This window comes from Pseudomonas sp. ZS1P83, assembly GCF_054897825.1.
The window spans coordinates 4,160,892-4,172,299 of sequence record NZ_CM142706.1 but is presented as its reverse complement, the minus strand read 5'-3'; the positions used below and the strand labels follow the sequence as shown (position 1 = coordinate 4,172,299).

At 60.1% G+C, this 11,408-nt stretch carries 9 protein-coding genes; 3 read left to right on the top strand and 6 right to left on the bottom strand.

Features of this window, described 5'->3' with window-relative positions; translation table 11 throughout:
• Nucleotides 1-26: 26 nt before the first annotated feature.
• The 3 genes from ACYZT0_RS19850 to ACYZT0_RS19840 are packed head-to-tail and all read left to right on the top strand — an operon-like array spanning nt 27 to nt 1,643.
• Entirely contained in the window at nt 27-695 is a 669-nt protein-coding gene (locus ACYZT0_RS19850) for a class I SAM-dependent methyltransferase (RefSeq protein WP_462046608.1), read from the top strand.
• A gap of 4 nt (nt 696-699) precedes the next feature.
• Nucleotides 700-1,413, top strand: a complete 714-nt coding sequence (locus ACYZT0_RS19845; RefSeq protein WP_462042644.1) for a lipopolysaccharide kinase InaA family protein — start codon at nt 700-702, stop codon at nt 1,411-1,413.
• A 2-nt stretch (nt 1,414-1,415) separates the two neighbouring features.
• Nucleotides 1,416-1,643: a hypothetical protein gene (locus ACYZT0_RS19840; protein WP_462042643.1), complete on the top strand. Its 228-nt coding sequence runs from the start codon at nt 1,416-1,418 to the stop codon at nt 1,641-1,643.
• A gap of 68 nt (nt 1,644-1,711) precedes the next feature.
• Here the strand turns inward: ACYZT0_RS19840 and ACYZT0_RS19835 are convergent, their stop codons facing one another.
• The 6 genes from ACYZT0_RS19835 to ACYZT0_RS19810 form a co-directional block, all read right to left on the bottom strand.
• Complete coding sequence (locus ACYZT0_RS19835) at nt 1,712-4,738, bottom strand: multidrug efflux RND transporter permease subunit (protein WP_462042642.1); 3,027 nt, start codon at nt 4,736-4,738, stop codon at nt 1,712-1,714.
• 13 nt (nt 4,739-4,751) lie between these two features.
• Nucleotides 4,752-5,900: an efflux RND transporter periplasmic adaptor subunit gene (locus ACYZT0_RS19830; RefSeq protein WP_462042641.1), complete on the bottom strand. Its 1,149-nt coding sequence runs from the start codon at nt 5,898-5,900 to the stop codon at nt 4,752-4,754.
• Nucleotides 5,901-6,107: 207 nt separating this feature from the next.
• Nucleotides 6,108-7,205 carry a DUF1513 domain-containing protein gene (locus ACYZT0_RS19825; RefSeq protein WP_462042640.1) on the bottom strand — a complete coding sequence of 366 codons (1,098 nt, stop codon included), beginning with the start codon at nt 7,203-7,205 and terminating at the stop codon, nt 6,108-6,110.
• 14 nt (nt 7,206-7,219) lie between these two features.
• Nucleotides 7,220-8,284, bottom strand: coding sequence for an imelysin family protein (locus ACYZT0_RS19820; protein ID WP_462042639.1), 1,065 nt, complete (start codon nt 8,282-8,284; stop codon nt 7,220-7,222).
• A gap of 26 nt (nt 8,285-8,310) precedes the next feature.
• Nucleotides 8,311-9,738: a di-heme oxidoreductase family protein gene (locus ACYZT0_RS19815; RefSeq protein WP_462042638.1), complete on the bottom strand. Its 1,428-nt coding sequence runs from the start codon at nt 9,736-9,738 to the stop codon at nt 8,311-8,313.
• 217 nt (nt 9,739-9,955) lie between these two features.
• On the bottom strand, nt 9,956-11,299 hold the full coding sequence (locus ACYZT0_RS19810) for an imelysin family protein (RefSeq protein ID WP_462042637.1): 1,344 nt from the start codon (nt 11,297-11,299) through the stop codon (nt 9,956-9,958).
• Nucleotides 11,300-11,408: the final 109 nt, after the last annotated feature.

The following is an 11,408-nucleotide window of genomic DNA, read 5'->3' as shown; positions in this document are numbered from 1 at the left end:
CATCAGCGGCTCAGGAGACCTTGATGATGGACGGCCCGATCAAACTTGATTTTTCGGAAAAATACGATGATCAACACGCTCAACGATACCTGCTCAAACATAAGGAGAGCCTTGGCCGCCGTCTGTCCCACTGGCGTGAGGAGCAACTGGCACGCAAAGCGCTGTCACTGGTCGATGAGCCGGGTCTGATCCTCGATTTACCCTGTGGTGCGGGACGTTTCTGGCCATTGCTGGCGGAGAAAACCAATCGAGCCATCATCGGGGCTGACAACTCCGAGTCGATGCTGAAGGTTGCCATGCAGGCGCAACCTGCCGATGTGGTGAAACGGGTACAACCCTTGCACACGTCTGCATTCGACATTGCCCTACCTGATAACGCCGTCGACAGCATTTTCTGCATGCGTTTGCTCCATCACATCGGTGAAGCCGAGCATCGACTGACTATTTTGCGTGAGTTCGAGCGCGTCACCCGCGACAGCGTGATCCTTTCTCTGTGGGTGGACGGCAATTTCAAAGCGTGGAAACGCAAGCGCGCCGAGAAAACCCGTGGGCAGCAAGGTTACCAAAATCGATTTGTGTTACCGGCGGCTACGGTTGAAAAGGAATTCGAGCAGGTGGGTTTCCGTATCGAGGAACAACTGGACTTTTTACCGCTCTATGCCATGTGGCGGGTCTACGTATTACGCAAGAGGTAACAGAATGGCAGTGCAATGTGCAGCAGAAACGGACGTCGCTCCTCAGGTCCGCTTCGACTATTTCTGGAATCAGCGCGGTGAATGGGTAGAAGAACCCAACGTCCGTCGCGGAGGAGAAAGCGGCGTGCAGCGCGTCGTGAGCAGCAATGGACAGCTGCTTTACGTTAAACGCCAGACCGGGCATATCTATCGCAGCTGGCTGCACCCGTTCGGTCGGCCGACGGTGTTGCGCGAGCGCGATGCGCTCACTGGCATGCACCTGCTCGACGTTCGTGTTCCGGAGATCGTTTTCTGTGGTGCTCAGCGCGATCCTGTTCACAAATGGCGCGCATTGCTGGTGACCAAGTCGCTGGACGGCTTTGAGGAAATCGAGCATTGGTACGCTGGCGGCGGTCGCGAGCGTCACGGTGAGGCCGTGCATGATCGAGTGTTGAAGGATCTGGCCGAGAATCTGGCCCGGATGCACAAGGGTCGCTGGCAGCATAGCTGCCTCTACAACAAGCACGTATTCGTGCGCGTCACCGGCGAAGGCGAGGCTGCCAAAGTCGAAGTGGCGATGATCGATCTGGAGAAATGCCGGCAGCGTTTGACCGCCCGTCGCGCAGCGGTCCATGACATGAAGCAACTGCGTCGCCACTCGTCATTCAGCACGACGGACTGGCAGAAACTCGTCTATTTTTATGAGACGGCGTTTGGCAGCGCTATCAAAGGTTTATAGCAATGAAACTCGAAATTGCACGAGCTGGGTTTTTGATAGGAGCTTTGGCAGTTGCTTCACTGGCGGTGGCGGCTTGGGAGCAGCCCCGCACGCAAGTCCTCAGTTCAGTGAATGGCGACGCGCACTGTCCGTTGCCACGCGTTGCCAAGGCATCCGTGGCATCCCAACCCGATCATGATTTATTGCTGTTCATGTTCGGACTTTCTCAAGGATTGAGGCCGCAAAGTTGAACAGATTGAAGCCCAAATAAAAGGCCTCGCCAACCGCGAGGCCTTTTTTATGGCCGGCTACAAAGCTCTTATGTCTTATCGGATTTGGCCAGCACCGTGTAAACACATGGCAACACGAACAGCGTAAACAACGTCCCGATCGACATCCCCGTGGCGATCACCGTGCCGATGTCGAACCGGCTGACGGCACCGGCACCCGTAGCGATGATCAACGGCACCATACCGAACACCATCGCAGCAGTGGTCATCAACACCGGACGCAGACGAATGGCCGCCGCTTCCTCCACGGCTTCGCGCGGCGAAAGGCCTTTGTCCTTGCGTAACTGGTTGGCGAATTCGACGATCAGGATGCCGTGCTTGCTGATCAGCCCGATCAACGTCACCAGGCCGACCTGGGTGTAGATGTTCATGCTCGACCAGCCCAGGAACAGCGGGATCAACGCGCCACAGATCGATAACGGCACGGTTACCAGAATCACCAGCGGATCGCGAAAGCTTTCGAACTGGGCGGCCAGTACCAGGAAAATGATCGCCAATGCCAGGGCGAAGGTGACCCACAGCGCACTGCCTTCCTGGACGTATTGCCGTGATGCGCCGGCATAGTCGAAGGCATAACCCTGCGGTGCTTCTTCCAGAGCGATCTGGTGCACGGTGTCGATGGCTTCACCCATGCTGACCAGCGGCACCCCGGACAGGATGCCCGAATTGAGTTGCTGGAACTGGTTCAACTGCCGTGGACGCGCCCGGTCGCTCACCGTGATCAGGGTCGACAGGGCCAGCAATTCACCTTGGGTGTTCTTGACGTAATAATTGTTCAGCCAGTCGGGGTTATCCCGGAAAGGCCGTTCGACCTGAGCGATGACTTTGTAGCTGCGACCTTCAATGGTGAAACGGTTGATCTCAGCCTCACCCAGCAAGGTCGCAAGTGTCCCGCCAAGATCCTGCATGGAAACACCCATCTGTGCGGCCTTGGCGCGATCGATATCCACCACCACTTCGGGCTTGTCGAACGCCAGGTCGAGGTCGACGAAGGCGAACTTGCCGGATTCCATTGCCCGTTTTTTCACCCGGTCGGCCACTTGCAGCAGTGACTCGTAATCGTTGGCGGAATTGATGACGAACTGAAACGGCAGCCCCTCGCCGGTGCCGGGCAGGGAGGGCAGGTTGAAGCCGAAGATCTGCAGCCCGGCAATGCTCTCCAGTTTGCGCTGGACCTCGGGCAGGATTTCCATCTGAGTGCGGCTGCGTTCGTTCCACGGTTTGAGCAGGAAGCCGCCGATTCCCGATTGCACGCCGTTGAAGCCATTGATCTGGAACGACGAGTAGTACTCGGGAAACGTCTTGAAGATCGTGACGAACTCGTCGGTGTAGGTGCTCAGGTAGTCGAGGTTGGCCGGTTGCGGGGCGTTGGCGATCATGAAAATGATGCCTTGATCCTCGTCGGGCGCCAGTTCCGATTTGGTGAACGTGAGCAGCACCGGAATCAGGCACAGCACGATCACCGCGAACACCAGCACCACCGGCCGGGTGTTCAGGGTTGCGTGCAGCATGCGTTGGTAACGGCGCTTGAGGCCTTCGAATATCAGGTCCAGCCGATGGGCCAGGCCGCTGGGATTTTCGTCGTGCCGCAGCAACAAGGCGCACATCATAGGCGACAGGGTCAGGGCGACGATGCCAGAGATCACCACCGCCCCGGCCAGGGTCAGGGCGAACTCCTTGAACAGCGCCCCCGTCAGGCCCGTCAGGAAGCCGATCGGCGCATAGACCGCCGCCAGGGTGATGGTCATCGAGACCACCGGCATGGCGATTTCTCGGGCGCCTTCGATGGCCGCATCCAGCGGCGTCTTGCCTTCTTCAATGTGCCGGTGAATGTTCTCCACCACGACGATGGCGTCGTCTACCACCAGGCCGATGGCCAATACCATCGCCAGCAACGTCAACAGGTTGATCGAGTAGCCCATCATCTGCATGAAGAACATCACGCCGATCATCGACAGCGGGATGGTGACCACCGGGATCACCACCGAACGCAGCGCACCGAGGAACAGGAATACCACCACGATGACGATCAGCACCGCTTCGAACAGTGTTTTGATCACCTCGTTGATCGATGCCTGGATGAACAGCGTGGCGTCGTAGGCGATTTCACCTTTGAGGTTCGGCGGCAGTTGGGCTTCCAGGTCCGGCATGATCTTGCGCACTTCCTTGATCACGTCCAGCGGGTTGGCGCCAGGTGTGGCCTTGATGCCGATGTACACCGAAGGCGTACCGCCGAAAGAACTGATCGAGTCGTAGTTCTCCGCGCCCATTTCAACGCGCGCAACATCGCTGAGCAGCACGCGACTGTCGCCCTCGACCTTGAGCGGGATCGCGGCGAAGGCTTCAGCGGATTTGAGCTCGGTGTTGGCGTTGATGCTGGTGACGACGTACTCGCCTTTCACTTCGCCGGCGGCGGAGAGGAAGTTGTACTTGCGCACCGCATCGGTCACGTCGCTGGCACTCAGGCCGAAACCGGCCAGCTTGACCGGGTCCAGCCACAGGCGCATGGCGAACACCTGGTTGCCGAGAATCTCGGCTTCGGCCATGCCCGGCAGGGTCGCCAGTTTCGGCTGGATGACCCGCGACAGGTAGTCGGTAATCTGCGGGTTGCTCAGCTCCTTGCTGAAGAAGCTGATGTACATCAGTGCCGAGGCGTCGGCGGCTTCCTTGCTCAGTACCGGGTCTTCGGCGTCCTGGGGCAGCTGGTTTTTCACCTCGTTGGCCTTGGCCAGCAATTCGGTGAACAAGCGGTCGCTGTTGGCGCCAATGCGGGCGTAGATCGAGATCACCGAGAAGTTCTGGCGACTGACCGACGTCATGTAGTCGATACCCTCGGCGCTGGCCAGACTCTGTTGCATCGGTTGGGTGATGTAGCCCTGGATGGTCTCGGCGTTGGCCCCGGGGTAAGCGGTGGTGACCGTGATCAGGGCGTTTTCCATTTGCGGATATTGGCGCAGCGGCAACTTGCTCCAGGCCTGGAAGCCCAGCAGCACAATCAACAGGCTGACCACGGTGGCGAGCACCGGGCGGCGGATGAACGGGTCGGTAAACGCCATGGGGATTCCTTGATCAGTCAACGCGAGGCTGACTGCTCTTCTCGGCTAGTGTCTTGTCGTCGCTGATCGCGATATGTGCGCCATTGTCCAGTTTGATCTGGCCGGCCGTGACCACTTTTTCACCGTTCTGCACGCCTTTGGTAATCATCACCAGGCCATCGCGGCGCTCGCCGGTTTCAATGAAACGCCGTTCGGCGATCAGAATGGGCTCGCCCTTATCGTCCTTTTCGACGCTGCCGTCTTCGGCTTTTTTCTGCGCGACGACATAGAGCGAATTGCCGTACAGCGTGTAGGTGATCGCGCTTTCCGGCACGACGATGCGCGGCTGCGGGTCGGGCAACAACACTTGCAGGCTGGCGAACATCCCCGGCAACAATTTGCCGTCGGGGTTGGACAGGGTCGCGCGGACTTGGACGTTGCGAGTGCTGTTTTCGACTTTTGGGTTGATTGCACTGATGGTCCCGGGGAAGTTCTGCGCCGGGTAAGCCGAGACAATGATCTGCACCCGTTGGCCGATGGCGATCTTCGGCACCGACTGCTCGGGCACGAAGAAGTCGACGTAGAGACTGCTGAGGTCTTGCAGGGTGGCGATCATGGTGCCGCTGGCCACGTAGTCACCGACGTCCACCTGACGAATGCCGATGGTTCCGCTGAACGGCGCGACGATGCGTTTTTTCTCGAGCGAAGCCTTGAGCTGATTGACCGTGGCCTTGTTCTTTTTGAATACCGCCGAGAGTCGGTCGAATTCGCCTTTGGAGATCGCCTGGCTGCCCACCAGCTGGCTGCCACGGTTGTAATCCACTTGGGCCAGTCCGAGGTCGGCGAGGGCGGTTTCCAGCAGCGCGGTTTCCACGGCGCTATCGAGTTGGACGATCGGCTGACCGGTCTTGACCTTCTGCCCCGACTGGAATTGCACATCGGTGACGGTGCCGGCGATCTCCAGGCTCAGGTCGACGCCTTGCAGCGCCTTGAGGGTGCCGACGGTCGGCAGGCGGGCTTGCCACGGCCGTTCGGTGGCGGTGGCCACAGCGACACTGAGCGGCGGTTTCGGCGCAGCAAAGCCCTGAATCATCGTGTAGATGGAGAAGGCTTTGTAACCGGCCAGGACCAGCACGATCAGCAGAACAACACCCAACATGACCAGCATGCGGCGACGCAGCATATTTCCACTTCCTTGAAGAAAATCAGGTGAGACAGTCGGGCACATTACTCCGAGAGTGGCAGTGAATCCAACTGCCACTTATTACAGGATGGCGCAAAACCTGTAGGAGCGAAGCTTGCTCGCGAAAGCGGTGTGTCAGTCAACTGAAATACCGACTGATACATCGCTTCCGCCAGCAAGCTCGGCTCCTACAAGGGCAGGGCGAGATCAGATGAGATGCAGGTGGTTGTCCCAGAGCCCTGCGGGAAGCTCCAGTGGTTTTGCAACCAAATCTGTCTGGCGGCAATCGTAGTAGCGGCATCGCCCCTGACCCGAGGTCACGACAAAGCCATCGGCTACCGCACCGACCCCGGCGCAATCGGGAAGCGGCGCGTCGAGGCGCACTTCACCGCTGTCCAGGTCCCAGATGAAAAAGCGGTTGCCCCGTGGCGCGGTCAACGCGACCAGGCGCAGTTCGCTGTGCACCGCGACGCTGGCGGTGTAATGCCCCATGGCCTGCAACTGATGCTCAGGCACCGCAAAGGCCACGAATGGCTGGCCGGGCCGCTTGATCGCCAGCAGCTCCGAAGACTCGTGAGACGGCCCCATGAACTGCTGGCCGGCGACGATGGTGCCGTCGCTGGCAATCCCCAAATGACGCACGCTGTTCATCTGCTGGGCGAGGGTTTCCTTGCTCAGCAGGGTGCCGTCGCGTTGCATCAGCACCAGGCTCGGTTCCATGGCGTTGAGGTTCATTTCGACGCGGCTTTCGGCCTCGGTGCGAATGCCGCCGTTGGCGACCACCAGAGTTTCACCATCGGGCATCCACGACACCTGATGCGGACCGACGCCGTGGGTGGGGATCTCGCCGCTGTGGATAAGTCGCTCGCCTTCGAACTTATACACACCCAGCAAGCCACGACCCGGATCTGAGGTGTCGTTCTCGGTGGCGTACAGCCAGTCGCCGCTCTTGTGAATCACCGCGTGACCGTAGAAGTGCCGGTTCGGCCGTGAGACCACGGTTTGCAGCAGCGTGCCGTCGCGCAGGTGGATCAGATAACTCTCTGTACCAGGACGACGGGCGACGAACAGCGCAATCGGCAGCGTCGGGTGGTTGATGATGTCGTGACAACGCTGGCCGACCTGGGTGGCAAACACCCGGGTGCCGTCCAGCCGATACCCAACGGCATAATGTTTGCCGTCGGTATCGTCCCGCGCCGAGAGCAGCAGCGGGCTTTTGCCCTTCTGCTTGAACAGCGTCCAGCCGCCAAGTGTCACCGCACCCAGCAGCAAACTACCTAACGTCAGAGCCTGGCGTCGCAGCATGGAACTTGCCCTCATCAGTCACCGTCGTTGGCGTTGAAGCCCAGTTGGATGCCCAGCGCCTTGGCCAGTTCGCCTTCGTGCAGGCGGTGGACGACGTTTAGGCTGTCGTAGAGATCGTTGAGTTGCTGGCGACCGGCGTCATCGCCGAGCATTTCGGTCAGCGAGCGCTGGTTGCTGGCGAACAGTTTCAGGGACGCGGCGTAAGCGGCGTCGATCTTGTCGGCCAAGGGTTTTTGCTCGTTCGACAACAGACCGCGCAGGCCTTTGTTGTCGACACCGACCCAGACGGTTTGCGCCGCGGCCAGGCTGGCTTCCAGACCTTGCAGCGAGGATTTGCTGCGCCAGGCATCGGCCTGGAACGGCTGAGGAATGCCCTTGCTCTGACGGCCCATCGGCGTGCCGAGTTTTTTCTTCAGGGAGTCCAGCGCGGTGACTTGCACGCGCAGCAGGTCCGCGATCGCTTCGTGGGAGTCGGCGTAGCGCTGGTTGGGGAATTTGCTCATCTGAGCGAGCATGCCGTCGTTGGTGTTCCAGCGCGACAGGATCTCTTCGGCCAATTGCTTCTGACGCTCGCCAATGGCGCTCAGCAGCGGGCAGTACTTGGCTTTCTGGGCGCTGTCGGCCATGTCGATCTTGCTGTCGAACAGGATGTATTCATAGGCGGAGAGGCCCTGAACCACAACGCTGGACTTGGTCAGGGCGGCGGCATCGATCTGCGGCTGCGCGGTGACCAGTTGCTCGACCTGACGGCCCACGAGGTTTTTCTTGTCCGGCCAGAACTGCACCTGCCACGAACGGTTGCCCTCGGCGAGCGGGCCAATCAGCAGCGGTTGCAGCTCGGCCCAGGCTTTCTGCGCATGCAGGAAGTCGGCACGGGCGGTTTCGAGGTTTTCCTTGCCTTCGCAGAAGGCCAGGGCGCTGACCGCCAGTTGACGGTCGGCTTCTACCCAGCGGCTGTAGGTCGGCAGGATCACTTGCTTGGCGATGGCCGCCGAAGTAACGGCCTGTGGATCCTGAGGCGAACAGGCGCCCAAGGCTAGCGCGGCAAGGCTGGTGAACAACAATTTGGGACGGAACATGTCGGGCTCCCGCTATGGAATACGTATTAAAGGGAATTCAAAAACGCCAGCAACGCAGCGCGCTGCTCGGCATTGAAAGACAAAACCTGTTGCTGCGCCGCTGTTGCTTCGCCGCCATGCCAGAGCACGGCTTCGAGCAGATTGCGGGCGCGGCCATCGTGCAAAAACTGGGTGTGGCCGCTGACTGCCTGCGTCAAACCGATGCCCCACAACGGCGGGGTGCGCCAGTCGCGGCCACTGGCCTGGAATTCGCTACGGTTGTCGGCCAGACCGTCGCCCATGTCGTGCAGCAGCAGATCGCTATAAGGGCGAATCACTTGATTGGCCAGTTCAGGTTCGGCAGCGTTGACGGCGGTGGTGTATTTCGGGGTATGACAGGACTGGCACCCGGCCTGGAAAAACAGATTCTTGCCGGCCAGCACGTCGGGAGCGCTGACATCGCGGCGGGCCGGTACGGCGAGATTACGGCTGTAGAACAGCACCAGACGCAGGATGTTATCGCTGACTTCCGGCTCGCCATCCGGGCCATTGCCGTTGGGCGCCTGCTTGCAAGCAGTTTGCGTGTCGGTGCAGTCATCAACAGGTCTCAGGCTCGTGGTGAGGCCCATGTCACCGGAAAACGCATGAACATTTTGTTGATTGAGGTTCGGTTGCCCGGCCTTCCAGCCAAATCGCCCGAGGACGGTTTTTTGCTGCACGTCATCCCAGACCCGGTTCGGGCGTCCGGCGATGCCGTTTTTGTCTTTTGCCTGAGCTTGTGCATTGGCCAGGATCGCCTCGTCGGGAATCGCTTCCAGCAGGCCCAGGCCAATCATCGGCGGTGCGACGCGCGCCGAGAAACGGGTATCGGGGTGCATCGGGCCGTAGCCGAGCTGGGTGATCTGCAACGTCGGCTTGCGCAACTCGACTTCGGTGCCGTCCTTGAAACGAATCGGAACGGGCGTGTAATCGACACGTACTTTGCCTTCCGGGACAACACCGGGCACGGCCATGTCCTGGAATTGTCCGCCGTAGACCGGCTCCGGGACGACACCGAGTTGCTCGATGACGTTGGCATACGCCGGCGCATCGGGAATCGACAGGCGCACCAGCATCGACACGGCGTTCTGCGCATCAGGCGTGGGCGGATGACCGCGGCCGTCCTTGATATGGCAGTTCTGGCAAGCGTTGGTGTTGAACAATGGGCCGAGGCCATCCCGGGCGGTGGTGGTCGACGGGGCGATCACCCAGGGACTGCGGAAAAAGCTGTTGCCGACGCTGAAGTCCACGCGCCGTGACGGCGGCAGGTTGGCGGACGGCAGGGAGAATGAGTTCTGATCGGTCTTGCGCACGGTCGCGCTGCCACCGGACCGGGCTTCACCGGGTTCGGCTTTGGTAAAACGCGGGGCGTCATCGCAGGCACTCAGGCCCAGGGCCAGCAGCAGTGCGGACAAGCGAAGAGGCAGCGAGGGCATCAGACATCCTGCAAGACGAGCAAAACAAGGGCGCAAAGTCTAACAGGGCAGGGGAGTTTGAATAAGAGGAATTATCGTTTGCTTGATGTGGGGCAGGTTTTCACAGAAGACCGATGCGCGGCCATCGCGGGCAAGCTCGCTCCCACAGGGATTGTGTTCTGGTGGGCATGAAAAAGGCGACCCGAAGGTCGCCTCTTTGTCACTCAGGCAGCGTTGATCAGAATTCGTGATCAGCGTTGTCCGGGTTCAGGTCGCTGATGCCCAGTTTGCCAGCGGCTGCTTCGATCGAACCGGTTTGCTTGACCAGGGAAGCGATAGCGTCGCGCACGATCTGGTTGCCAGCCGTGTTGCCGGCGGCGATCAACTGGTCGTAGTGCTCACCCTTGTTGGCGTGATCGACCATGACTTGAAGCTTGGCTTCGGTGGCGGCCAAGTCGGCTTTCAGCGCGGTGTCGGCTACCGGGTCGGCTTTGGCGACCAGGGACGACAGGCTGGCGCCGGTCATTTTGGTGCCGTCGACGCGGGTGTATTCGCCCAGGTACACGTTACGAATGCCTTTTGCATCGTAGAAGTGCGAGTTGTGGGTGTTGTCGCTGAAACAATCCTGTTCGTCTTCCGGGGAGTTGGCTTCCAGGGAAACCTTCATGCGCTCGCCCGCCAGTTCGCCCAGGGACAGGCTGCCCATGCCGAACAGCATTTTGCGCAGACCGCTTTCGGCAGGCTCGGCTTCCAGGGTGGCGCGGTAGTTGTCGGCCACGTTCGGCTTCCAGTTACCGACCATTTCTTCCAGGTCGCTGACCAGCAGTTGGGTCACGGACTTCAGATAAGCGCGACGACGATCGTTATGACCGCCGGTTGCGCCTTTGCCTTCCAGGTAGTCGGAAGCTGGGCGGCTGCCGGCGCCAGGGCCGGTGCCGTTCAGGTCCTGGCCCCAGAGCAGGAATTCGATGGCGTGGTAGCCGGTGGCAACGTTGGCCTCGGAACCACCCAGCTCGTTCAGGCTGGCGAGTTTTGCCGGGGTGATGTCTTTCACGTCGACCTTGTCTTCGCCGACCTGAACTTGAGTGTTGGCGATGATATTGGCAGTGGCGCCCGGGTTACCCAATGCGTGCTCGTAGGATTTGTCGACGTAGTCGATCAGGCCTTCGTCCAGTGGCCAAGAGTTCACCTGACCTTCCCAGTCGTCGATGATGGTGTTGCCGAAGCGAAACACTTCGCTCTGCAGGTAAGGCACGCGGGCAGCAACCCAGGCAGCCTTGGCGGCTTTCAGGGTGTCGGCGTTCGGCTTGGCGAGGAAGGCGTCGACAGCGGTTTGCAGGGTCTTCGCGGTAGATTCGGCATCGCTGAAAACGGCGAAGACGATGTCGGCGTAATGCGCGACAACGGCTTTGGCAGCTGCTTCGTCGACTTTACCGGCAGCGGCAGGCGCAACGGCCGGGGCTGTGGTGCTGGCGGCTGGAGTCGGCGCCTGCGCAGCGGCAGCTTTGTCATTGCCTTCGCAACCGGCGAGGGAAATAGCGATGGCCAACAGACTGGCGGTAGCCAGAGGCATACGAATCATGGCGAACATCCTGCTTCGAGAGGGGGTGGAGTGGCGCAGCAAGCGCGCAAAACTGCGACATAATGCAAATCTTTCGCATTATGTGTAAAGGGTTGTGCTTGGAAATATT

Coding starts and splice junctions, on each gene's coding strand:
- ACYZT0_RS19835 (WP_462042642.1), bottom strand. CDS start 4,738: ATGGCGTTTACCGACCCGTTCATCCGCCGCCCGGTGCTCGCCACCGTG.
- ACYZT0_RS19840 (WP_462042643.1), top strand. CDS start 1,416: ATGAAACTCGAAATTGCACGAGCTGGGTTTTTGATAGGAGCTTTGGCA.
- ACYZT0_RS19845 (WP_462042644.1), top strand. CDS start 700: ATGGCAGTGCAATGTGCAGCAGAAACGGACGTCGCTCCTCAGGTCCGC.
- ACYZT0_RS19850 (WP_462046608.1), top strand. CDS start 27: ATGGACGGCCCGATCAAACTTGATTTTTCGGAAAAATACGATGATCAA.
- ACYZT0_RS19815 (WP_462042638.1), bottom strand. CDS start 9,738: ATGCCCTCGCTGCCTCTTCGCTTGTCCGCACTGCTGCTGGCCCTGGGC.
- ACYZT0_RS19825 (WP_462042640.1), bottom strand. CDS start 7,205: ATGCTGCGACGCCAGGCTCTGACGTTAGGTAGTTTGCTGCTGGGTGCG.
- ACYZT0_RS19820 (WP_462042639.1), bottom strand. CDS start 8,284: ATGTTCCGTCCCAAATTGTTGTTCACCAGCCTTGCCGCGCTAGCCTTG.
- ACYZT0_RS19830 (WP_462042641.1), bottom strand. CDS start 5,900: ATGCTGCGTCGCCGCATGCTGGTCATGTTGGGTGTTGTTCTGCTGATC.
- ACYZT0_RS19810 (WP_462042637.1), bottom strand. CDS start 11,299: ATGATTCGTATGCCTCTGGCTACCGCCAGTCTGTTGGCCATCGCTATT.